This is a genomic window from Gorillibacterium massiliense (assembly GCF_000455485.1).
Classification (GTDB): domain Bacteria; phylum Bacillota; class Bacilli; order Paenibacillales; family NBRC-103111; genus Gorillibacterium; species Gorillibacterium massiliense.
In genome coordinates, this window is sequence record NZ_CBQR020000073.1 from 19632 (window position 1) to 44939 (window position 25308).

17 protein-coding genes are annotated in these 25308 nt (G+C 49.1%); 14 read left to right on the plus strand and 3 right to left on the minus strand.

Annotation, left to right across the window (positions count from 1 at the left end):
- The first annotated feature begins 146 nt into the window (after positions 1-146).
- Entirely contained in the window at positions 147-911 is a 765-nt protein-coding gene (locus tag TJ79_RS08525; protein WP_202903307.1) for a SagB/ThcOx family dehydrogenase, read from the plus strand.
- An 83-nt stretch (positions 912-994) separates the two neighbouring features.
- A complete protein-coding gene (locus TJ79_RS25815; protein WP_052339404.1) occupies positions 995-1618 on the plus strand; it encodes a class I SAM-dependent methyltransferase in 624 nt (207 codons plus the stop codon).
- Between the two features lie 103 nt (positions 1619-1721).
- On the opposite strand, the gene TJ79_RS08535 is transcribed toward TJ79_RS25815, so the two are convergent.
- Positions 1722-2066 carry a winged helix-turn-helix transcriptional regulator gene (locus tag TJ79_RS08535; protein ID WP_155987816.1) on the minus strand — a complete coding sequence of 115 codons (345 nt, stop codon included), beginning with the start codon at positions 2064-2066 and terminating at the stop codon, positions 1722-1724.
- Between the two features lie 158 nt (positions 2067-2224).
- Here TJ79_RS08535 and TJ79_RS08540 point away from each other — a divergent pair, with 158 nt between their 5' ends.
- The 3 genes from TJ79_RS08540 (at position 2225) to TJ79_RS08550 (ending at position 5270) form a co-directional block, all read left to right on the plus strand.
- Positions 2225-3169 carry an aldo/keto reductase family protein gene (locus tag TJ79_RS08540; protein ID WP_040949876.1) on the plus strand — a complete coding sequence of 315 codons (945 nt, stop codon included), beginning with the start codon at positions 2225-2227 and terminating at the stop codon, positions 3167-3169.
- A 24-nt stretch (positions 3170-3193) separates the two neighbouring features.
- Complete coding sequence (locus TJ79_RS08545; RefSeq protein WP_040949877.1) at positions 3194-4042, plus strand: NAD-dependent epimerase/dehydratase family protein; 849 nt, start codon at positions 3194-3196, stop codon at positions 4040-4042.
- Between the two features lie 772 nt (positions 4043-4814).
- Positions 4815-5270, plus strand: a complete 456-nt coding sequence (locus tag TJ79_RS08550) for a HEAT repeat domain-containing protein (RefSeq protein ID WP_040949878.1) — start codon at positions 4815-4817, stop codon at positions 5268-5270.
- Positions 5271-5368: 98 nt separating this feature from the next.
- Here TJ79_RS08550 and TJ79_RS08555 read toward each other — a convergent pair whose 3' ends face one another.
- Entirely contained in the window at positions 5369-6217 is an 849-nt protein-coding gene (locus tag TJ79_RS08555; RefSeq protein WP_052339405.1) for a GNAT family N-acetyltransferase, read from the minus strand.
- 339 nt (positions 6218-6556) lie between these two features.
- On the opposite strand from TJ79_RS08555, the gene TJ79_RS25820 reads away from it, so the two are divergent.
- The 5 genes from TJ79_RS25820 to TJ79_RS08580 all read left to right on the plus strand — a co-directional run bounded on the left by TJ79_RS25820 (position 6557) and on the right by TJ79_RS08580 (position 19786).
- On the plus strand, positions 6557-7747 hold the full coding sequence (locus tag TJ79_RS25820; protein ID WP_081756789.1) for an S-layer homology domain-containing protein: 1191 nt from the start codon (positions 6557-6559) through the stop codon (positions 7745-7747).
- 880 nt (positions 7748-8627) lie between these two features.
- Complete coding sequence (locus TJ79_RS08565; RefSeq protein WP_155987817.1) at positions 8628-14456, plus strand: glycoside hydrolase family 78 protein; 5829 nt, start codon at positions 8628-8630, stop codon at positions 14454-14456.
- A gap of 267 nt (positions 14457-14723) precedes the next feature.
- Positions 14724-16676, plus strand: a complete 1953-nt coding sequence (locus tag TJ79_RS08570; RefSeq protein WP_040949892.1) for a serine hydrolase domain-containing protein — start codon at positions 14724-14726, stop codon at positions 16674-16676.
- Between the two features lie 210 nt (positions 16677-16886).
- A complete protein-coding gene (locus TJ79_RS08575; protein ID WP_155987818.1) occupies positions 16887-19166 on the plus strand; it encodes an ATP-binding protein in 2280 nt (759 codons plus the stop codon).
- Positions 19163-19786, plus strand: a complete 624-nt coding sequence (locus tag TJ79_RS08580; RefSeq protein ID WP_040949881.1) for a response regulator transcription factor — start codon at positions 19163-19165, stop codon at positions 19784-19786. Before TJ79_RS08575 ends, TJ79_RS08580 begins: the two co-directional genes overlap by 4 nt.
- Positions 19787-19916: 130 nt before the next feature.
- Here TJ79_RS08580 and TJ79_RS08585 read toward each other — a convergent pair whose 3' ends face one another.
- Positions 19917-20807: an AraC family transcriptional regulator gene (locus tag TJ79_RS08585; RefSeq protein WP_040949882.1), complete on the minus strand. Its 891-nt coding sequence runs from the start codon at positions 20805-20807 to the stop codon at positions 19917-19919.
- 307 nt (positions 20808-21114) lie between these two features.
- Between TJ79_RS08585 and TJ79_RS08590 the strand changes: the two genes are divergently transcribed.
- The 4 genes from TJ79_RS08590 to TJ79_RS08605 all read left to right on the plus strand — a co-directional run.
- Positions 21115-22524 (plus strand): ABC transporter substrate-binding protein, encoded by a 1410-nt coding sequence (locus TJ79_RS08590; RefSeq protein ID WP_040949883.1) that lies wholly within the window; start codon positions 21115-21117, stop codon positions 22522-22524.
- A 203-nt stretch (positions 22525-22727) separates the two neighbouring features.
- On the plus strand, positions 22728-23522 hold the full coding sequence (locus TJ79_RS08595) for a carbohydrate ABC transporter permease (protein ID WP_238322893.1): 795 nt from the start codon (positions 22728-22730) through the stop codon (positions 23520-23522).
- Positions 23519-24388 carry a carbohydrate ABC transporter permease gene (locus tag TJ79_RS08600; protein ID WP_040949885.1) on the plus strand — a complete coding sequence of 290 codons (870 nt, stop codon included), beginning with the start codon at positions 23519-23521 and terminating at the stop codon, positions 24386-24388. The genes TJ79_RS08595 and TJ79_RS08600 overlap by 4 nt, the downstream gene beginning before the upstream one ends.
- Before the next feature lie 33 nt (positions 24389-24421).
- On the plus strand, positions 24422-25308 hold an 887-nt coding region (locus TJ79_RS08605), incomplete at its 3' end, for a glycoside hydrolase family 127 protein (RefSeq protein ID WP_238322895.1).

Here is a 25308-nt window from a genome sequence, read left to right on the forward strand (position 1 = left end):
CGCAATCCCTCTCCGGATACTCTGGAGAGGGGTTGCTTTTTTGTTTTTTATGAGAATACACTCGAATGTTAAATACTCGATTGACAGATAGCGCGGAAAAGAGAACAATGTGGGTGGAAATGGATAGATAGCAGGGAGGCCGTACTATGCTTGAAGAGCAGTTGAATTTGAAGGCAATTATACATAGCAACCGACATTTTATGAAAAGCGATTTTGGCGAATTGGACTTTGAGTCGGATCAGGATAAGGGGCTGACCCAGCCTCCGCTAACCAAAAAGGCTACAGCTCAGGGCTCGATTCAGCTGCCTACGGAATATGCCGATGTGCTGAAGGAAGCCAATTATTTCGCTTTGCTTGAAGCAAGGAAAAGCCAACGTGTCTATAAGCAGGAGTCGTTGACTCTTGAGCAGCTGGCTTTTTTGCTGTGGTCGACTCAAGGAATAAAAAGCACCCGGGGCAATCAGTACGCTACCGTTCGCCCCGTCCCCTCCGCTGGAGCGCGGCATCCTTTTGAAACCTATCTGGCGGTTTTTCGGGTAGAGGGACTTGCTCCCGGAATCTATCATTATTTGCCCTTCGAGCATGCGCTGGAGTTTCTTCATGAAGTTGACGATTTGGAGGATGAAGTTTCCCGGAGCTTGTGCGATCAAAAATGGGCGGCAAAAGGGGCGGTTACGTTTTTTTACAGTGCGGTTCCCTATCGCAGCGAATGGCGTTATTCGATCTTGTCCCACCGGGTCATGCTGATGGATGCCGGCCATGTTATGCAAAATCTCTATCTGAGTAGCGTTGCCATCGGCTGCGGTACATGTGCCATTGCGGCTTTTGACCAGAAGGTGGTGGACGGGCTGCTCGGGTTAGACGGCGAGGAGGAGTTTGTGGTGTATGCCGCGCCGGTTGGCGTGGTTTGATTTAATTATGAATGGGATCATGGCTGGGAAAGAACGACCTTTGACTGCGGAGAGATGAATCCAAGGGAAGGCTGGGGATACCGATGAACACCCAGGAGAAGATCAAACAGTGGGAGCAGGACGCTGCGCCGGCCCTGTTTCAAGGGCTGGGACTGCCAGAAGACGCCAAAATTCTCGACTACGGCTGCGGATTCGGCCATTATACGTTTGCCGCTGCTAGAGCTTTAGGCGGAAAGGGCGAGGTGTATGCCGTCGACATCAACAAATGGTGTCTGACGCATATCAGCAGAAAAGCGAAGGATGAAGGTTTGACTAATATCATCATGCAGACGGGAAACAGGGATTACTCCTTGAAATTCGACGACGGCTTCTTCGACATGATCCTCTACTATGATCTTTTCCATGGCAGCGGCCAGCATCGCTTTATCCTTCTGGAAGAGGCAGCCAGGACCTTGAAAGCCGGAGGGATCCTGTCCGTGCTGCCTTTTCATCTATCTAACTTCCGGGATAAAAGAGGGATGAAGAAAATCTATACCTACCCGAAGGTTATCGCCGAGATCGAAGCCAGCGGATTCGTCCGGGCAGAGGGCATACACCGGGAAGGGGTGCATTTTGACAAAGTGCACAGCCTTCACTATATGAGTCAAGGCAGCATAGAGTTTGAAGAGTTGGAGAGAGCAGAAATTCTCACTTTTCGGAAAGAATAGCGGTTTAGAGCATGGCGAAACAATACATAGAAGATGATGGCGATCTTGCGCATCCTAACGGATGAGCAGGGTCGCTTTTTGTTTAGGGCGAATCCAGTTGGTTTTAAGTCCAGCGAGCCGCCCATAGTTTCATTTCCTTGCAAATGTTATGAAGGTCCTGTCCTTTTGGCGTCAAGGTGTACTCGACCGTAACAGGAACCGTTGGGAATACTTGGCGTTCCAAAACCCCTTGCTCCTCCAGATGGCGCAGGGTGCTGGTTAAGGCGCGGGGGCTGACCACCTTGATCTCCCGCTGCAGCTCGCCGAAGCGCTTGGTTCCGCAGAACAATTCGCGGATGACAAGAAACGCCCATTTTCCACCTAATACGTTCAGCGTTTTTTCAATGTTGCATTCGATGTGTTCGGGTGTTTTGGGAATGTAGCTGCTCACTTCATGGGCGGTTTTCATGGGTTGATTCTCCTTATCTATTAGGTTCATAAGTATACTCAAGTATAGCAACTAATCTTCGTATAATATAGTGAATAATATTTCACTTCTTCAAAACGGGAATAAACTACTTTAGAATAGAAGAGGTTTCACATCCGATTCTAAAGGAGGATTTTTCGATGAATTATCGTCGGTTAGGCAACAGCGGTTTGAAAGTTAGCGAAATCAGCTTGGGAAGCTGGCTCACATATGGGGGTTACGTCGAACGGGAAAATGCGGTAAACGCCATCAAGACCGCGTATGACTTGGGCATCAATTTCTTTGATACGGCCAATGTATACGAGAAGGGCGCTGCGGAGGAATTGGTAGGAGAGGCGCTTAAGGCGTACCCCCGGGAATCCTATGTACTGGCGACGAAAGTATTTTGGCCTATGGGCGACGGACCCAATGACCGCGGCTTGTCCCGCAAACATATCATCGAACAGGCCAATGCCAGCCTGAAACGTCTTGGTCACGACTACATCGATATTTACTATTGCCACCGCCACGATCCGGAAACGCCTTTGGAAGAAACGCTGCGGGCGCTGGACGATCTGGTCCGTCAAGGAAAAGTGCTTTACGTCGGGATAAGCGAATGGCAAGCTTCGCAAATTGCGGAAGCGCTGCGCGTCGCCGATCGGTACCTGCTGGACCGGATCGTCGTCAACCAGCCGATCTACAACATGTTCAACCGTTATATCGAAAAAGAAATCATTCCCTTGAGCGAGCGTTCCGGCATCGGACAAGTGGTATTTTCTCCGCTGGCACAAGGTTTGTTGACCGGCAAATACACATCCGTATCGGATATTCCTTCGGACAGCCGCGCGGCGAAGCTGGAGTGGATGCGCAAAGGCATTACGGAAGATAAAATCGCCAGAGTGCGCCAGTTGGAGGAGATTGCACGCGAACTCGATTTGTCCGTTGGCAATCTGGCGTTAGCCTGGATATTGCGCAAGGCCAATGTAGCCAGCGCTCTCGTGGGGGCAAGCCGTCCGGAGCAAGTGACGGAAAACGCCAAAGCTTCCGGCGTCATACTCAGCACCGAGATCATCGATCGGATTGAAGATATTCTGAAGGAAGCTTGAGGACTTCATAAGGAGAATGGAACGATGGCGAAAGTAGTAGTGACCGGAGGCAGCGGCATGTTAGGCCGCTGGGTGGTGCGGCATTTTGTCGAGCAAGGCTACGACGTTTTGAATGTGGATACGAAAAAATCGGAAGAGCAGCTGTGTCCATCGCTCATCGTCAATTTGGAGGATCTGGGCGAAACCTATAGCGCTTTAGCCGGAGCGGATGCCGTTGTACATATGGCGGCGATTCCTGCCGCGCACATTTATCCACCGGAGGTGACCTTCCGCAATAACGTCATGTCTACGTATAACGTGTTGGAAGCGGCAGCCGGACTGGGCATACGCAAGGTCGTTCTGGCCTCCAGCGAGTCGTCCTACGGCATCTGTTTTGCAGTTCATCCTTTCGGACCGCAGTATGTACCGATGGATGAAGAACATCCTCAACTGCCCCAGGACAGCTATGGCTTGTCCAAAGTGGTGAATGAGAAAACGGCAGAAATGTTCAACCGCCGGACGGGCATGCAGGTGGTGTCCCTGCGCCTCGGCAATGTCATTCCGCCGGAATGGTACAGCCGGTTTCCTGATTTTATGAACAAACCGGAAGAACGGGAGCGCATTTTGTGGAGCTATATCGATACACGCGATGCCGCTTCTGCCTGCCGTCTGGCTGTGGAAGCCGAAGATTTGGGAGCCGTTGCCCTCAATATCGCCGCCGATGATTCCAGCATGGCCATTGCCAGCCGCGAATTGATGGCTGCCCGGTATCCCGAAGTAACGGATTTCCGTGCACCTTTGGAAGGCCACGAAACGCTGCTCAGCAATGAGAAAGCGAAGCAGCTGCTGAATTGGGCGCCGAAATACAAGTGGCGGGAGCAAGTGAATCAATAACTGCATAGCGTTAGGGAAAGAGAGGGGCCTGTATGCGGGGCACCTCCCTTTTTTGTATAACACCCCTCCAGTTCGACTGGGGGTTCGGGAAAGCTTAAAGCGATGTGTAGAATATCCTTTGAAATTGATCATGAAGTGAATGCCGGTCTACCACAGCGCATATGAGATCTATGAAGAATAAAGGATGGATAAGAGTTGTCTCAATAAGTGTCATTAAACCGAGCAGGATGCGAAGAGCGAGTGGATGAATACCTGCAAATATACCGTTTTTTCTCTTCACGTGAGGGGAGTTTTTGAAATAACTGCAAACTTACAGGTATTTCGAGCTCAAACTCTACATTCATAACCATGGGACAAAAATACCTGTACAATCACAGTTATTTCTTCAAATGGGCCAATTTTGTTGATATTACCTGCATTTTTGCAGGTATTCACCAAACGCTGTCCCAAGCCCGATGCAGGATCACGTCCACATGCAGGTAGGTATTCGAGAATAGAACGAGCTCATTGATCCGTTTACGGGGAGTCAGCTAATAAGGGCAGGGGGCAGGTAACGTGACCCTTTTAAGGGCTAGCCTGTGGACGTTCCGCGGTTGGCAGTCTTCACTTCGCTTTTGAGGCGCTGGCTCTTATCATGTCCTTATTGGGCTGATGGAAGCCACCGGCAAAGCCTGCGGTTATGACACGGGATTCGCCAGGGTATTGGATAAAAACGGCGATTTACGATATGCTTAAGCTGAATCGCAATTACGTGCCCTGAAGGAGCTTGAAGATGGACAACCATGAAGTGAATAACGAGTTGCCGGAAAACTACGCCGAGCTGAAAAAATCTGCGAATCGCACGGCCAATTGGAGAGAACGTCTGAGTGCCGTCGAAGAGCTGGGTAAGTGGAATACGACGCAAACCATCGACATCCTGAAAAACCGGATGCTGAACGATACGGTCTATCAAGTCCAGGAAGCGGCCTATCACAAGCTGAAGGCCCTCGGTGTTGACGTGCAGCTGCCGCCGCGAAAAAAAGGCGATTTGCTAAAGGATGCGTCGAAGACTTTTCTCCGTGTCCGCAAGAGCCTGCCTTACGGGCATACATTCGAGGAGTATAAAGAAAAGCTGCAAAAGATGCGCAGCGATCTATACGATACCTACGAAGGCGACAAAGGAGAGGAGTTCGAGCAGTGGCTGGAGAGCAAGTGGGCCTCTTTGGCGCGGGAATGGGAAAAGAAATAGGCTAGACAGGAAAAGGCGCAGGCCGCGATTATGCGAGCTTGCGCCTTTTTTGTTTTAGGGATATCAGGATAAAACCTGCTTAGCTCGTCCGTGCCGCGTTAAGTCAAAAGCAGTTCCGGCATCCGGAAGTTGCCATTCACGCCAAAATCGCCCCGAATAAACGGATGGTCCAACTCCATCTCTCTCATGGAATAGTCCGCTTCCAGCCAATCCGGCGTAAAACCGAACTCGATGGTGTCGGCGCCGGGAAAGTTTAAAAGCGGCAGTACTTGGCTAATGCTGATGTTTTTCGCGGCGATGATGTCGTAGATGAAGAGAACGTTGCCGCGCTGTTCCGCAATGAGCATAGCGTCCAAGCCGGGAAGTTCGTATAGGTGGTCGGCATGAAAATAAATCAAATGAAACCAATTGATAGAGTAGGGCGAGAGGCAATCAAAGATGCGTGAATATTGTGCGCGGCTCTTTAGATAGTAGTCAACCTTAGGGTCGGTAAGGTTCAGTTTGATCATGCCGTTTCCATGCAAACAGCCGGTTTTCAGATAGGGCTGTTTATATGTAAATGGCTTAAAGCCGAACCTCGGATAGAACTCCGTTACACTCTCATTCGCATGTAAAAACATCGGCGTATCCGGGTATAGCTCGAAAATGTGCTCCATGATTTTTCGGGCGAGCCCTTTGCCTCGGTACTCCTCTCTCGTAGCCACCGAGCCGAGCTGTAGAAAATTGCGCGTTTCTCCATGGATGAGGAGTTTCACTTTGAAAACGGAAATATTCGCTGCGATTTTATCGCCATCGATGATAGAGTATCGCTCGTATTGGTCGTCCCACAGATTTCGTTTATGCCACTTCTCGAAACTGAAGCCGAAGGTTAGCTGGATGAGATCGTTGATTTGACTTTTGAATGCGGCAGTCGCCGTCATACCGTTATTCATGATTACGTTGGTCAAGGCGAATCCTCCTTGGGATGGTGCATTTCCTTTTGCAGATCCTGGATTGATTTTACCATTGCTCCCCAAGAAAAAGCTTACTACCATTTTGTTATAGTGAATTTTGCGGTGAGGAGAGTTATGGCGCAGATGGAATCAGCGGTCTCTCGATCCTATATGGGAGAAAACGTGGATAATCGACCGCTTTAGGCAGATGTTGACATTTTATTGGAGAGAATGGTAGATTGAGTTTATAAAACTTAATTCTATGACTTCAACGCGTGGAAGCACCCGCAGGTAAGGCCCGATGGTCTTATTGCGAGTGCTTTTTTTGATGATAATTTTTGATAAGAGAGGGACATGGACATGGGGAATGGCATGAACAAGAAGTGGATGAAAATCGCAGGGATTACGATGGCGGCTGCCATACTTACGGGATATTCGGCTTATGCCGCTGGAGATGGAGAGAACGGGGCGTCGGCGAAGGTACCATTCAGTGATATCGCCAAGCATTGGGCGAAATCTTATATTGAACAAGCTGTTGTCAAAGGCTATGTCTCTGGTTATGAGAACGGAACGTTTCAGCCGGATCGCGGCATCAGCCGGGCGGAATTCGCGACGATGCTGATGAAAGCGACGGGAACGGTGGTGGATGCGTCCAGTGCAAGTCCATGGTATACCCCTTACGCGAAGGCAGCGGCGGAGAGTGGAGCTTATGCGAACGGAGACTTCCCCGCAAACGGATGGGACAAGCCCATGACGCGGTTGGAAATGGCGCGGATGGCGGTTCGGGCATCAGGTGAAAAGAACGACGATCCGCTCAAGTGGATGTATTTGGTGACCAAAGCTGGGATCATGAGCGGCTATCCTGGTGGCGAGCTGGGTACGGACAAAGCCACCACCCGGGCCGAGTCCCTTGTGGTCATCGAGAAGACGCTGAAGGTGAAAGCCGGCGAGACGCTAACGAGCGATAAATATGCCGTCTCGCAAGCGGAGCTGCTGTGGCACAAGACAAATATATTCACGGTGATGCCGGAAGTGTTTAGCAAGCAAGTTCCGGGGTATACCTGGGATCCGAAAAATCTGATTCTTAAAACGGCGGACGGCTTGTACAGTAGCGAGTTGCAACAACTAATTGCTATTGATCTAGCCGATCCGAAAGACCCTAATTTGAAAGAAATCCCCAAACTGTCTTCATGGACATGGGATGGCTTTCCGGTTGTGAAGTACAAGGATGCGTACTTGATCTATTTCAAGGGTAAAGTTTTGTTTAATAAAGATTCGACTAAATATGCCAACTTTGGTAACTATGCGGATTTTAACTTTCTTCCAATTTCGATTAGTGGACCTAAAAGTTCAGATTACAAAGCATTATCAAAAGGTGTATTGAATTGCCCGATAGTTATTGATGACCAACCCGCTGTTATTGTTCCGAAAAAAGGCTATCTGACGAACACAACCTTTCAATTGGAACTTGTTTCGCCAGCAGCTGCCCCTACACCAATAACAAGAAAAATCTTTATTCGTTCTGCTGTTCCTGAGCAAATGTAATCATGGCAGGGTGAAAGAGGGGATTCTCATCCGTGACATCAAATTTAAAATAAAGCGTAAATACATTATCATTACTTCGCTTCTTATTCTTATTGCACTAGGCGTTCAAATCATCAATGGAGGCTTTGTCGATCCTGCAAAAGCATATGCGGAATCCATCCGTATAGATTATGGATCGGCTGCTGATGAAATTTGGACAGGGAGCGGAATTTACAGCAAGATAAGCTCCCTAAGTCCTTATATTAATCTAACCGCTCCTAACGGATATGTCCTGAAAAGTGCCAAGATAAAAGATGAAAACGGGAATGAAGTTGCATTACCCAACGTCGAAGGAGACAGAGAATGGAAGAATTCAGTTTCGATTCAGGGGAAAGAAGTCACAGTAAAATCAGTTAGTAATAAAACCTCTTGGAATGGCTGGTACGCCTGGGATCGTTTTAGCGGTTCAAACGGGAGGGTATGGAAAGCGCGGGGAAAGGGTGCCTGTACCCAAGGGCCAATTAGCACACCATCTTCTGATGGCATGTGTGAGGCGGGTAGCAATCCTGTAACCTATACCAATTACGGCGGAATATCTATGCCGGATCTCCCAGGTGTTAAAGATCACCAGCTTGGTTTAAATGGTACATTGAATCAGCCATATTATAACCTGGATCAGACATTGCAGGTGCCAGCTAAATTTGTGGCACCACCAGCTAGTAAAGATATTATTGCGGATGTTGATATAAATGCAAATGTTGTAAATATGGATTATAAAACATCTGGAAAACCCAATATTGATGCGATTTCAGATATTAATTTCACCAACATCACGGAATCAGACCAATTCCGTATTCTATACACAGTCGATTTTAGCATTCCACCAAAAACATATAATTTTATGAACGACACCAATTACTACCATCCATGGTCTGCACCCGGTGCAGCTGCACTTATCTATTACTATGCCTTTACAGTAGACGTTACCTCGCATACCTACAAGTATCCATACAATGTAACGGTAGAGTACGAACCAAGCAAGGAGTCGCCGTCGCCTTCCCCAAGTCCAGGCAGCAAGATCATCTCCGGCGACTTCGACATTCTCCCTGGTGACACGATCAATTACCGGGATCCGTTTCAGCTGCAACCAAAAAATGTAGTGGTGTCCGGTGAAGGATGCACCTTCAAATCTGTCACCTTCCGGCTCATAAACGGCGTATCTTGGACGTCATCTCCAATCGCCAGCAAAACCCAAAAGTTAAGTTTTACCTATTCCAATTATCCGCCACCGGTTAGCATCGGCTCGGTGACAGTACAGATGCAAGTGCAGGCCACTTGCGGAAATTCGGATTGGATCACCAAAACCTTGAACGTCAACGGACCAAAAGGCAATCAGCCTCCCTTTGCGAAGATTGGCTTCTTTTACGATGGCGACAATTCCTCAGTCGTTCCGTTGTATCAAGCGGTTGAAGGGGCTAGGCTGGAAGTGCGTCTGATTCGAGACAATACCAGCACACCGATGTCGCCCAGCGATCCGGATGGCGATCCCGTTGACATAACGGGTTGGGATTTTGATTCCAGTACATCATGGGTACGAGATATACCGGACAAAGGACGATACAGCGGAAGCATTATCGGCTACACCAGTCTGGACGCCACGGAGTCGGGCGCTCATACCGTCTCTGCAGTTTTCTCGGACCCGTATGGAGCCACCTATACCGCGCACACGTCCATTAATATCGTGCCACCAAACCCGATACCTGTCGCTCAGTGTATCGAACAAATCAAAGAGAATCGGGACGTGCCGGCAAATGGGATTAACGCTGACAAAAGCTATAGCCCGTTAGCTCGCACCATTAACCATGCGCTCGACGTATGGACGAACAAGCTAAGTCGCTACTTTAACGGCACCGACCATGATGTGAAAGCGACGGTAACACTGGAGAAAGTAACGGACAGTGCCGGGCTGGAATCCCTCGGCAGCAGTTCCTGCAGCATAACCGTTCATCCGGACTTGCCCCCGAAGGCAGCGCTCGCCGTTCCTTCCATTGGCATCCGGAATCAGAAAATTCACATCGAGAACCGTTCATACTCGCCGGATGGGGATACGATCTCCACGATGGAGTACAAGTTCAAATATGACGCTAACAATAACGGTTTCGCCGACGATACGTGGAGTAGCCTACCCGGTGACTTAAGCGGCTTCGACTTCAACCCAAGCAAAGTCGGGAAGATCTTGTTCTACGCCAAAGCGACCGAAGACTACGGCAAATGGGACGATACGCTGGACGAACCGGAAAAAGCCTACACGCTGGATATCGTCAATGACGCACCGGAAGTTTCGTTCGAGATGGAAGGCAAGAACCAACAGCCGGATCTAAATCTGCCGCTCACCTATACGGCGGACATGATGCTCAAATGGCCGCTCTACGATGTGAACACAACCAAAGTCGTCACCAATAAATCGTTTTGGATGAACGGCGGCGATGGTCGGCTGAGTGCCGGTTTGGGTAAGGGAATGGAGAGACAGACGCAGTATTCGAAGAGTCATTATGTGGGGTCAAATTCTCCTTACTACTCGTATTCCTTCTTGACCGCTTACGGGGATGATGGGTTCGGTCCCAACAACATTACTCCTTATAAAGCCATGGCCGTGCGAGATGATTCGCGTTCCCAACCCATCTTGATTCCCTATGCGGGAGGCAAACCGGTTACCGATCCAAATGCTAGTTATGACCGATTGTCACCTGTCAAGTTCGGATCTATGGTCCGAACGAATAAAAAGTACATGTACTTCGACGCGGATAACTTCATCTGGGGTTTCAATAAGAATCGCGTTCCTACGTATACATCGAGCGATCATGTGGATTGGACTCCGGGAAGTTCGTATGTCAGTATGTACCTGGAGCATAAATGGGCGAATGGGGTAAATCCGTACGACTTTGCTATTCCCATCAATGAGGAAGTAACGAAACAAAGCAGTAATGGTAGCACGTACACAGAGCTGCAAATCCCATCGACACCAGCCATGACCAAGCAGATTCCGCTGTATAGCGACTATTCGGCTTACATGTATCATCTGCCGCCTATATCGACCTTGACGGTATCCCCTCAAGGTTCGGCTGTCGGGTATGAAGTAGCCGGGGATGTCGTCTATGTATTGTACAAATATTCGACCTACGAATACGCATACAAATACAGTTCCACAGACATTGACGGTCATACCCATGAAGGCACAGATTATGTCAGTTCTTCTATGTCACTCGGCGTATGGACGTACGATGCCTACACCGGGGCTTTACTTGGCACGACGGATATGACCAAGAAGACAGATACTTCAGTGAACCTTAACTACAGTTATGGTGACTACAAACTGTTCACGAAGAACGACCATTTGATTGTTATCCAAAACAGCGCTCCAACGATTAATTTTGCTGAATTCGACCGCACTGCAGATTTGGTCAAAACAGGAAGCATCAATCTGGCGCCCAATCCCGGAGGAACCTTCTCCCGGCAATATACAGATGCATTAGGCAGACACATTACGGACGCGGCTCAATACTATGCGGCAACCTGGTCGACGAATGGGAGCATGTTTTGGAAAGATGATCAGGGGAATCTGTACACGTATGCCAAGTTGACCTTAACAGGGACGGTATCGGCGAACACCCTGAATCAGTACGATAATCCGGAAGCACCGACTGGAAACTACCTCATCAAGATCAATTCGGACTTGTCCGGATATACGCTTCTAGCCCGAACGGGCGGAGACGTAACATCATACGGAAGTCTGTATCCCTTTCATGAGCCGGAAGAAAACGATCCGATTATGGCAATTAATCCTACTGCCAATGTTGCGTACACAAGGACATTCCGAACGTATTATAACGGTGGCTACGGTTCGTCGCTACTAGAATTCTATGACACCATTGACTTGACGACCGGTGCCGTCTCATCTGGTTCTCCCATTCAGGAATGGGCGAAAAATCTATCTAGCCCGTTCCATATCAATGCGGACGGTTCGCGAGTGAATGGTTGGGGTTCCAGCAGCGCCAGCGGCACGTTTGATATGTTCAACTGGCATCAACGGCAGATCGTCATTAAAAACGCGAGCAGCTACACCTACGACGCGCATAACACAACAGATTTGACGTATGGCCAATATGTAGGGGACGGTATGTTTCTTTCGTTCTACAGCGGCGATTATGTGGCCAGCGGTCCGGGTTATTCCCAAGGTTACCCAACCTACGATCAATGGATGTTCTTGGACGTCGGCTCCTTTAATCCTACCGAAGCCTACAAAGGCTTTATTCTTGGGCAGTTCGTTTCGGAAGAGAGCCAAGGGGACGCTCAGTTCACTTACAACATGAAAATGAACCATCCAACGGAGGATAGCAACCTAGCAGGGTTCAGCTTCCGAATGCAAAATCCGATGAACCGCTATGCGGTGGAGAGTGACGGGCAAACCTTGTACCTGTCTCGCTACGTAAATGGAGTGAGGACGGTACTCAAAAGCGTAGGCTATCCGTTCAGCGCCGGAAGCGAATACAGCTTCAAAATTAAAGCCCTAGGTAGTGAGATCAACGTTTGGATGAACGGCATTCCGGTGTTTTCGGGCATTCAGGATACAACGTACACCGAAGGCAAATTCGGTTACTTTACCGACAAATCCTTCGTCAGCTTCAGTGCCCTGTCTGCCAAAATGCTCACCGACAATACCCAATGGATGAAACAATATGCGATCTGGGAGGAAGGCAGCGCCACAGCGGACATTCGGTACAAGAATATCACGTTTACCGACCCAGAAAATGACCCGATGGCTGGCAGCTTTGAATGGACCTACCAGCATACGCCGCGGTTCTTGAACAATCAGGGTGTGTCCTCTTTAAACGGCAAAACCTTTGCCTCTGAGCAGATGACCTTCGATAAAGTCGGAGACTACCGGGTAACGCTGAAGGCGCGGGACGATCCGTATCCGGAATCGAAGTACAAGTACCCGGATAACACCTTTGACAGCTACCGAAAATCATCCAATGCCTTTTATCAGGACATCACCGTGCATCGACGGCCGGTAGCCCAATTTACACTTAGTTTTAACGCGGATAACAGCGTGAAAACAACAGACGAGAGCTACGATCCGGACCGGTGGTTAAGCCCGACCAATTATTCAACCGAAGCAACCGGCATCGATTATAAAACGACACGTGGGATTCTTGATCGGCGGTTTATTACAACCTCTCCAGACGGTACGAGTCAATATGGCAGGCTATCCAGGCCCGACCAAGTAGGAACCTATACGGTTAGTGAATCCGTCGTGGACGAATATGGAGCATGGAGCGAGTGGTACAGCCAGAGTATTGAGATCACGACCATCGTACCCAACCATCCGCCGACAGCTACATTGACCTACCCAGCCGGAACAAGCAGCAATCCGACCTATGTAAGCACGTTGAGACCTACCATCCGGTGGAATCAACAAGATCCGGATTTGGATACGATATTTGCGGCCTATCAGGTCGTGGTAAAAGATGAATCGGGAGCCGTAAAAGTCGACTCCGGAATTCAAGGGCAAGATACTTCCGCGAATATGCAACAATGGTCGTTGGACAAAAATTTGCAGGCCGGGAAGAAATATCAAGTCCAAGTCCGGGTTTCGGATGGGGGCATGTGGTCCGATTGGTCCAACATCGGATGGATGCTGATTAACCGGCCGCCTACCGCGACGATGCTGACGCCGAACGGGACAGTCTCCGCTCCCAGTATGCTGGATGTTCTGCAGCCCCTTTTTAAGTGGTCTCAAATGGACCCTGATCCGGATACGACGTTCACGTATTTTCAGCTGCAGGTATCGGATGAAACGAATACTATACTTCTGGACTCCGGCCAATTTTGGCAAGGAACTACATCTGCCGTTGGCTCGTGGAAGGCATCCAAAAACCTAACCCCCAATGAAAAACTGCAGGTCCGAGTGCGTGTTTTCGATGGATTCGCCTGGTCGGATTGGTCTCCGCAAACCTGGTTTGTCATTAACCGACCGCCTGTCGCGGATTTCACTTGGAATCCTGCAATACCGTGGGAAGGCGACGATATTCAACTCATCAACCAGACGACCGATCCGGATGGCAATCTGCAGGATGCTCAGTATGAATGGAGGATTGAAGGGCCGGCTTATCCGACCCCGGCGATTTTTTCCACAACCGATGTGTTCCAGCCTGGTTCCGTTACGGATGGATATCCCGGAACCTATAAGGTTACGCTGACTGCAACGGATCGCTACCAGGCGACGAGTACCGTGACAAAAACGATTACCGTCGGCGCGTTGGGAATCACTGGAGAAGTGAGCCACACGCCGGAGTGGAAAAAGAATCTGAATGAGTACAATACCGCTCATCCGGACAATCCGCGAAGCGATTCGGTCTTTTGGGCAGGGGAAGCTTTCGCCTTGACCGGAACGCCAACGGATACAGGACTTAATGGCCCTGTCGCCATAAGAATCAACGTGCAAGCAGCGGGAATTGGATCATTGCCATTGATGAAAACGTCCGGATTACCCTGGAAAGGCGTTTTGGACTCTAGCGAAGCGTCCAAGGATCTGGAGCTCTTAGAGGACGGCGTTTATCCTTTCGTCTTTACGGTTACCTATACCAACGGCGTGCAGAAGCAAGCCACGGTGCCGGTTACGATCGCCGGGAATTGGATGGATTACTTCCGTCTGCACCGAAGATTTTAAGCAGCGTGGAATGATACGATTCAATAGAGGCATTATCAGCGGGCGTTCCCTTGCGGGGCATCCTCATGATAGTGCCTTTTTCGTGCAATCCCTCTGCAGGCAGGCTTATACCATTACATGCGCATGCTCTGCACCAAATGGCGTGATCACGCAAAAAGAATTCGTGAACCCGCCGAAGTTCGCCCCCTCCTACGGATTTCAGATCATAACCCAAATGATAGATTAGGGATACGATAAACCTTCAAAGGAGAGAGCCTCTTGAAAAAAATGCTTACCTGCATTCTCGCTGCTGCTTTATTGCTCCCATCTTCTGTTTTTGCGGCAGACCCACAGAAGCCTTCCAACCCTAAACTCGACAAGGAAGACGTCACGTCGTTCGCGGATCATTTTTTTCAACAAAAGGAAGTTCAAGATGATTTGGCAGGGGCCATCCTCGTCATCGTCAAAGACGGTGAGGTTTTACTGAACAAAGGGTACGGCTATGCCGATATCGCCGCCAAGAAGCCGGTAGACCCCGATCATACCCTGTTCCGTATCGCATCCGTATCCAAGTTATTTACTGCTGTTGGAACCATGCAATTGAAAGAGGCCGGCAAAGTCGATCTGGATAAAGATGTGCAGGCTTACTTGCCGGATCTGAAAATCCCTAATAATACCGGCTTCCCCGTCACGCTAAAACATCTGATGACCCATACCAGCGGCTTTGATCTTACGGACAGCATGATCAACCCAAGTGTTTCTTATTCCCTTGAACGCTTTATCAAAGATACGGTACCGACGGTGGTGCAAAAACCAGGAGAAGTATTCCGCTACGACAATTACGGGTTTAACTTGCAAGGTTATATCATTCAGAAAATGTCCGGTCTTCCCTTCCAGGATTATATGACCCGGCATGTGTTCGAGCCGCTGGCCATGGACAGCAGCAGCTATATGTACAGCGAGCGTGTCAAACAAGCCCTCGCCAAGCCTTATGACAATACGCTCACTGAAATCGAACAGTATGGCAACGTACCCGATTGCATGCCGGATGGCGGCATGTTCACTACGGGAGCCGATATGGCCCGTTTTCTTCTGGCGATGACGGGCGGAGGACAATTGGGCAACTCGCGAATTTTGAGCGAATCTTCTATAAAAGAGATGGAGAAGAAAAGCGTCACCATCCACCCGGACATGCCTGGCATCGGTTACGGCCTTGAGTCCAGTTATCCGCAATTCTACAACGGCTATACCGTCGTAGAAAAAGGCGGCGATCTATCCGGGTTCCATTCCAACTTGTCGCTCCTTCCCGATCAGCACACCGGAATATTTCTGTCTCTCAACAGTGACAAAGGCAATTTGCGATCGGTATTCTTTGAGCAGTTCATGAACCGTTATTTTCCTAAAACAGGAAATGGCCCGACTTTCGTCACACCTGAACCGTCCAAGCAGCAACTGTCCCGCTTCGAAGGGCTTTACCAACATTTGCGTACGCCCGCATTCCGTTCATCCATTACAGCAACAGAAGGCGCACTGATCGTAGAGGATTTGTTTGGCACCCATACGTTACGTCAAACCGGAGATCTGCTGTTTTGCGACGAAAATGGAATGCCTGCAGGATTCAAACTGGATGCCAACGGAAACGTGCTCTATTTATCCTACAACTATACCGACAGTTGGTTGGAGAAATTGCCCCCGCCTGCGAAATTTAAAGATGTAGCCGACGATCATCCGTACGCCAAGTATATTTATCAGCTAGTTCAAATGGGAGCCATTCCGGAGGGAACGAACTTCGAGCCAGGCAAACCCATTACCCGGTCCCAATTTATTGGTCAGATTATTCCACTTCTCGGTTTTCAACTGTCTTTACAACCCGCTTCCTTTACGGATACGAGCGAAAGCCTCTATGCGGCGGAAATCCAAACGGCCTATGAGTACGGCATTATTCGGGGATATCCGGACGGAACGTTCCATCCCGACGAACCGATAACCCGGGAGGAAGCAGCCGCTATCATTTGGTCAACAGCTAAAGTGGGTCTAGGTGCTGCGCCGGTTCAGGCTGGGCTGAAAACACCTGCGTCAACTTGGGCTTCCGTTGGCGTTCAATTCGTCGTCGGAAAGCATTTGTACGGCCCCGACGCCCAATCGGCCGCCGGACTGGTAGAGTACAGGCCACACGACAAGATGTTGAATCAAGAAGCCGCGGCTTTGATATACCTGTTCCTGCAAAACCTGCTTTCATAAAAATGACAAGGATAAACGGCTGACGCCGTCCATACAGAAAGAGCAACGTTTACCGTAGCGGCATATGGCTAAGTATTCGAGAAACTTATACTTTCTTATAGAGTAGAAAAAAGCAAGCGATTCGAGACGAATGGCTTGCTTTTTCATTATAATGGTAAAAAGACATTTGGAGGAAAGCGTGCTGTGTCGAGCTATCTCAACCATTCTCGTATGAACCGTATATTTATATATAGCTGTTTGATATTCATCGTTTGCGCCGCCTCCTATATCCAATTTCGCTCGTTAACGACTCCCTTTTCCGGAATCAAGATTGAACAAAACGGCACCTCGGAATGGAACATATCCATTGTCGTAGAGGATTCGATTGCCTCCAGCTATCATCTTGAGCCAGGCAACCGGATCGTTTCCTTTGATGGGCGGTCCACTCCCCGACTATTCACAATAAGCGAGGAAAATCTCCTTATCAATACGAAGAAAATCGAGGTTCAGGATGAGGATGGGCATCAACGATCGATCGAGATCAGCCCGACCCGCAATGACGTTCTGGAGAACGGCTTTGCCTTTCTCATGGAGGTATTCCTTATCGGAGTTGGCTGGTATTCTGTCCGGAAAAGGCCGGAGTCCCGCCTCTTTCGACGGTTTTTCCTCATGAATGCCATGATTGCTATGTGCATCGTATTCCTATTCTCGGATGAAATCCCCCTGTACAACTATCTGTTTCCTTTATTCGCTATATGGCTGCCCTATGTCATGCTGTCTTTTTATCTGCTGTTCGGATTTCGATCCGTCCATGCCAAATTCCGCCCTTTGCTTAACCTTTACCAATTGTACTCTGTCGTCTTTTCCCTATATGCCATCTTTACCCTTTTTCGGAATGTTTGGTTTCCGTTTTGGGTGACGGATTTGCTCAACTTCTCTCTCATTTTCACGGTGGTCCTGATGGTTGGCATCACAGCCTTTTACTGGACCGGATTTGATCGGATCGAGAAAAACCAGTTGTTCATCCTGTTTATTGGCGCAGTCGTCAGCCTGATGTCCTACGTTTTGCTTTACGCTCTTCCCTTTCTTCTGTGGAAAAGCAGCTTTGTACCGGCGGAGTATACGCTTGTTGGGCTCGTTCCGATATCCGGTACTTTTACTTATCTGCTGGTCCGGCGTCAGATGCTTGATCTGAGAACGTTTATTCCCAAGCTGGCGGTTCGGAGTCTTTACTATGGTTTAACGCTTTGCCTGTTTTTTCTGGCCGCGACTTGGGGCAATCCGGGGTATGCTGCCGGTCTATTTATTCTGTTCGGAATCATGACCTACGGCTACCGACGGCTCTTGCCCCGGTGGCGTAAAGACAATAACAAGCAGGATTGGCTGGAAAACCAGAAGCTCCACCTGTCGCTGCAGTTAACCGAAAGGAACCATATACGCAACACGTTAAGGCTGATTGCGGATATGCTCCACGATAGGATCCCCTTGCATGGAATTGTCATCGTTTATCACGATGGTGAATCCCAGCCGCTCGTGCACGCCACCGGTATTTACAGAGAAAAATGGACCCATGGCACACCAAATGTGCCGAATCCTGACTACTGGTTTCATAATGAAAAATTTCCTCACGTAAAAGAATTGTCCGGTCTGGATAGCGATAGAATCGGCTATTTGTGCCTAGGGCCGAAACGGGACGATACGCCGCTCACCTCAAACGAACTGGACATCGCCGAAAAGCTCAGTGTTGAAGCGGCCCGGCTCCTCGCAAACGCACGGGAAATCATTCGGCTCCAACACGAGCACAAGCGGCAAAAGAGGCGAATGGAGCCCGAGGAAAACCGGGATTCCCGCACTTATAATCGAATGCTGATCGAAGCAAGGGAGGCGGAGAAGATCCGCATTTCCTATTTCCTGCATGACGACTTACTGCAAAACTTGATATTCCTCTCCCGCGATCTGGAGGAGCTGCACGATACCGGGCGGTATGATGCGGAACGGGCGGCCACTTGGCTGAAATGCTTATACGATACGCAGCGAAGCATCCGGTCTCTCAGCGACCTGCTCTATCCGCATATTTTGGACAAGGGGGATCTGCAGGAAGCATTGCACTGGCTTCTTCGGGACATGAACCATGAGGAGGAAGTGGCGGTTTCCTTGCACTATGATGCTCCCTCCCCGGAGCCATTTACCGCTTATGTCAAAGCTAACCTGTTTCGCGCCGTGCGCGAGCTTATCGTCAATGTGTTCAAGCATGCGCAGGCGACGGAATTGCAAGTTCGCATCTGGATGGGCCGCGAATTCGTTTTTTGCAGCGTGACCGATAATGGCAAAGGATTTTCAGACGCCTCTATCTTACACAAATCCGCTTCCGGCGGTACCCACTTCGGGTTGCTCTCCGTCTGTGACCAGATTGAGCAACTGGGGGGAACGACCGATATCGATTCCTTACCTGGCCATGGAACCACTGTTACCCTTAAACTACCTCTTTTTAAGGAGAACTTGTCCCAATGAATACGAACATCCGCGTCTATTTGCTCGACGATCACCCTCTATTGCTCGAAGGGCTCAAAAACCGCCTAGATACCGAGCCTGGCATCGAGGTGCCGCATGCATTTACCGATCCTCACAAGTTTTTGGCCCAAATCGAAAAAGCTTGCCCCGACGTCGTATTAATGGACATCTCGTTACCGGAGGCAGACGGATTTCAACTCGCTCTTCAGTTGAAGGAGCGTTACGGCAATGATCTAAAGATTATTTTGCTGACCGGCTACACATATGAAGAGTTTTACTATAAAGCCTACAAGATTGGCGTCCACGCCTATCTCTCGAAGCAGGCTTCCTATGCCAAAATCATAAACGCGATCAAACAAAGCATGCTTGGCCATATTCTCATTCCCGAAAATATCGGAGCCGCCCGCAGCTCAGCTGATGCACTAACTCCCGCCGAACGGGATGTGCTTGAGATGCTGGCAAAAGAGAAGACAAACAAAGAAATAGCACTGGAGTTAGCCATCAGTCAGAGGACAGTGGAATATCATTTGACCTCGATAAACCAGAAACTTGGCGTGAAAACCCGAATCGGAGCGGTCGTGAAGGCGTTTGAACTGGGGCTGCTGCATTATCTGAGATAATATCGAAATCTAACTAGATAGCGGCAGGTTACGTCAGATGCATAAGAATCGTCTCCATTGCTCCCCAATGACCCCTTTTTGAGGGGTCTTTTTTTTCAGAAGGTATGTGGAAATAGTCCCAATCGTGAGCCTACCGGTGCCCGATTAATTTTTTTCGGTAGCTGAGCGGAGAGAGCCCTTCCTGTTTGCCGAAGCAATAAGAGAAATAGGAGGTATGCTGGAAGCCCACTTCTTCGGTGATCCGGGCTATGGACCAGTTGGATTGAATCAACAGCTTTTTGGCTTGTTCCAGCCGGTAATGCACGAGATATTCGATGGGCGTCATGCCGTACACCTTCAGCATGCATTTGGCCAAATAGTTAGGGTGATAATTGAGCTCTTTTTGCAGATGGGCATTGGTGATTTTCCGGGTGTAATTTTGCCGGATGAACAGCTCGATTCTGTCGGCCAGCTGCAGGGCGGTTCCATCGGAGGTGGAGGCGAGCTCTTGGTCCAAGTGCTGGATGAACAGCTGGAAAATATTTTGCCGCTTCCAGTTGCGCAGCGAACGAGGGTCCTGCTCCAATTGGAAGAAGTCCTCCAACAGTTCGAAGCCTTTCAGCTTCAACCGGAAGTGCTTGGGAATAAAGATGGAGCAAACCTCGCTATGATTCAAATAAGCATTCACTTTATGCCTTTCCATGAGGGCAGTTTGGTTGGCAAGGCAGGTGTTCATGTCACTGCATTCATCCCAGGCGCCAAACGTATTGAAATGAATCCAAATGATCTCCGTTTCAACCGTACAAGGAGCGGTTCCGTAATGAACGGCGTCCGGCCTCAGGATGAAGGCTTCTCCCTGCTGAATCGTCCATTCTTGGCTGCCTTCCCCTAAACCCAGTGTTCCTTTGGTTACGACGATGACATCAAAAACGCCGATAGAATTGCGCCGGATGTGGGTCTCGCCAGGGTTGTAGAAGGTTCGGCCACAGTCGATAAAATAAGGAATCGGCGGGGAAACGAAGTGAAGAATCGGTGAACTCATCCAAGGACGCCTCCTCAGGATATGGTTGAAATTTCTAAAAAACTGGTTGAGAAATGGGATTTAATTCAAATAATAAACCACCTAATATAATAAATAAAGCGCTTACTAAAATATGAGAATTATTTAAAAAAACTACCAGACCTTTGCCATGGGTTATCTACATTATTTTGTTGGAGCCGTATCGAACAAGATTTGGGGTCTTGCAGATCTTGATGCTAAACGTTTTGCTCAATAACTTGGATATTCTGAGGGGTTGTGTCAAACGGTTAGATATATTTCATGCAATTTATGAAGGGAGAGCGGGGAAATGAAAGCAGGAAAGGTATTCGGGGTCGGTATTCTCTCGGTTGCACTGGTAGCAAGCGTCATAGGCTGTGGAAAAAGCGATACAAAAACAGCAGCATCGACAGCACCGTCGGGAAAAGAAGCTACTAAGGCACCCGAGAAGACGTCTTCCAAATCGGAGAAGGTCAAGATTATCTATTCGATGTGGGGAAGTGCAGAAGAGGGGAATACAACCCAGAAGGTGGCGGACAAGTTTAATGCTTCCCAAGACAAAATCCAAGTGGAGGTGCAAGCGATTCCTTGGGAAAACTACATGACCAAGTTGAATACGCTTGCAACGGCAAAGCAATTGCCGGATACGGGGATGCTGCGGGAGGACGGCGTCATCCAGTGGTCTTCCCAAGGCATGCTGAACGACGTAAGCGCCATGTACGAAGGAAGCGACAGCAAACCGCTGGATAGCCTGGCCTACAAAGATCAAGGAAAAACCGTAGCCTATGCCGCCGCCAATGAAGTCCTCCTCCTTTATTACAACAAAGCCATGTTCGACAAAGCCAATGTAGCATATCCTCCATCCGCTCTAGATAAAGCATGGACTTGGGATGAATTCGTAGCAACGGCCAAGAAGCTGACGATTGACAAGAAGGGCAAACATCCTGGCGAGAATGGCTTTGATGCGCAGAGCATCGTTCAATACGGCGCATCCGTTGAAAACTTACCGTGGCAGTTGGAAACCTGGGCACTTAGCAATGGCGGAGGATTCTATTCCAGCGATGGGACAGATGTGAAAATCGGAGAAGATGCTAGCGCTGAAGCGATTCAGAAAGTCGCCGATCTTTACTTGAAAGATCATGTCGCCCCGTTGTCCGTCGGACAGACCGATGACGGCATTCAGCGCACTATCATCGCGGGAACGGTCGCCATGGCTACGAACGGCGCGTGGAACGTGGGAACCAGTTTGAATGCGGCAAAGAAAGAAGGACTGAACTACGGAGTTGCCGTACTGCCTTACATGAAGGAAAAAGTTACTCTCAACACCGGCGGTGCGAATGTCGTATTCTCCCAAACCAAGCACCCGCAAGAAGCGATGGAATGGCTCAAGTGGTACAATTCCGAGGAAAACAACTGGGGACTTATCAGCGAGGGAATTTGGATGCCGACGCTGGAAAAATGGTATAAAGACGAAACCCTCACTCATAAATGGGTTGATAATCCAAACTTCCCGACATATGCCGAATACAAGTCTGCGGTAGTCGATTATGCACAATCCGCCGCGAAACCCGCATCCTGGTTCTACACGAATCATACGACGGAGTTCAACACCTTGCTCGGATCGATTCTAGGGGATGTTTGGACCGGAAAGACGACGGCCAAGGACGCGATTACCAAAAATCTCGCAGCTTTGAAAGCGGCTCATACAGGCAGCAATTAATAGAAATAGGAAGGATGACCGCCGTGCTCACGCAGGCGGCGGTCGTATTTTAATCATCGGGCGGGGAGCGAGATATGGAAACCGTTAATAAATCGCCGAGACGCCGTTCCCGCATACTTTCAAGCGAGGCACGCGTTGCTTATATATGTTTGATTCCTGCCTTTCTCGGACTGATCTTTCTGACGTATCTGCCTCTTTTCGGGGTGCTCGGAATCAGTTTGACCAATTGGACAGGGCTGGCAAAACCCGAATTCGTCGGCTTCACGAATTATCACAAGCTATTTACCACCGATCCTTTTATCAAAGACTCCATTATTGCGACGATCTACTTTGCCGTTATATCCGTAGCCGGAAGTATGATTTATTCGCTATTTATCGCGATGCTTCTCAACCGCAAAATTCCGGCAAGAGGTTTTTTCAGAGCGGTCTTTTATGTGCCGTACGTTTTGCCAGCTGCCGCGATATACGTAGGATGGTCCTGGCTTTACGAGGCAAACTTCGGGTTTTTCAACTTCCTTCTCTCCGAAGCCGGGTTGCATAAAATTTCGTTTATCGCCGATTCCAGCTACATAGTTCCTTCTCTTTCCTTGATTTCGGTCTGGTTGGCGGGGAACTTGATCGTTATTTTCTTAGCCGGACTGCAAAACGTTCCGGGTGTCTACCATGAAGCGGCTGAGATGGATGGAGCGAATGGATGGCAACGCTTCCTGCATATCACCTTACCCTGTATGAGCCCGATTATCTTTTACAACTTGTTAATGAGCTTGATCGCCAATCTCCAAGTCGTTACGCCGGCTCTTTCTCTGACCAATGGCGGCCCGGGCAACTCTTCCCGATTCATGACTTATCTGATGTATGATCAAGCCTTTGTGAATTACAAGTTGGGCTATGCTTGCGCGACTACCGCGATTATTTTTGTTATTCTTGCAGCCTTTACGGCTGTATTGTTTAAGACGTCCAATCGATGGATCTTCAATGAAGGAGGCGACGACAAATGAGCCAAGTATCATATGGAAGACTAAAGAGCAAGAAACGCAATGATCGAATGGCGAATCTCATCACGTTTGTCGTCGTCGTTTTCTTTGCCGTACTCGTGCTCTTTCCGATATGGTGGATATTTCGCACGTCACTCATGTCGAATGCCGAGATCTATCGATATCCCCCTTCGTTATTACCGGGGCATTGGCTATTCTCCAATTATGAGAAAACGCTGAAGATATTCAAATTTTGGAGATATTTGTGGAACACGATGATGATTATTGTTCCCTCCTGTCTAGCAGGAACATTTACGGCCACCTTGTGCGGATATGCCTTTGCAAGGTTGCGGTTTCGGGGTAAAAAATTGATTTGGGCTCTTTGCGTCGGTTCCATGCTTCTGCCTGCCATGGTTACGCTCATTCCGCTGTATATTGGTTGGACGCGGGGCTTGGGGCTCCATGACAGCTATCTGCCACTCATTTTGCCGTATTTCTGCGGCGGCGGCGCTTTTAATATCTTTTTGATCCGACAGTTTATTATGTCCATTCCGAGAGAACTCGACCAAGCGGCAACGATCGACGGCGCCGGATATTTTCGCATCTTGTTTAGTATCATTGTCCCAGCAATCCGACCCGCCATGATCGTCGTTGCGTTATTTATCTTCATCGGGCTATGGAACGATCTGCTCCAACAGATGATTTACATTAACTCGAGCGATAAATATACGATTGCATTGGGGCTAACCGCCTTCAGAGGCCAATTAAAGCAGGACTGGTCGCTGACGATGGCTGCCACGTGCATGTCCTTTGCTCCGGGTGTCATTTTCTACCTAATTGGTCAAAAGTATTTCGTAGAGGGGATTACTCTGACCGGATTGAAAAATTAGTCCGCGTCGTCCCATTGAAGGAGAATGATCGTTATGAACGTTAGACTCAATGATCAATTTTGGCAGCCCAAGGTCCAACAGACCGTCCTCAAAACGATTCCTTATCAGTGGAAGGCGTTGAACGATGAAATTGAAGGCGCGGAGCCCAGTCATGCCGTAGAGAACTTCCGAATCGCGGCAGAAGAGCAGACAGGAACATTCTACGGAATGGTCTTCCAGGATAGCGATGTGGCAAAGTGGATTGAAGCTGCCGCTTACAGCCTGCGGCATTTTCCGAATCCCGAGCTCGAAGCCGTCATTGATGCGGTCATTGATTTAATCGGACGTGCCCAGAGGCCGGACGGTTATTTGAACACGTATTTTTCGGTTGCCGCACCTGAACAGCGGTGGAAGGATTTCGCTTTCGGGCATGAGCTATATTGCGCCGGTCACCTGATCGAAGCCGCAGTGGCTTATTACGAGTCTACTCACAAGCGGTCTTTTTTGGACATCATGTGCCGCTACATCGACTATATTGACCGGATCATTGGGCCGGATTCGGACAAAATGCATGTGTACTGCGGACATGAGGAAATTGAGCTTGCACTGGTAAAGCTGCATCATACGACGAATGAAGAACGGTATTTGCAACTGAGCCGATACTTCATTGAGGAGCGAGGAAAGCAGCCGAGTTTTCTGAAAGAGGATCCCGGGTTCGGTAACCAATATAAAGACCATTGGTTTGATCTGGACTATCATCAGGCCCACGCCCCTGTGAGAGAGCAGGAAACGGCGGAAGGACATTCCGTACGGGCCATGTATTTGTACACCTCAATGGCGGATCTTGCGATTGCTTATGGCGATGATACTTTGGCTGAAGCGCTTCGCAAATTATGGGATAATGTGACGTCCAAGCGGATGTATATTACTGGGGGGATCGG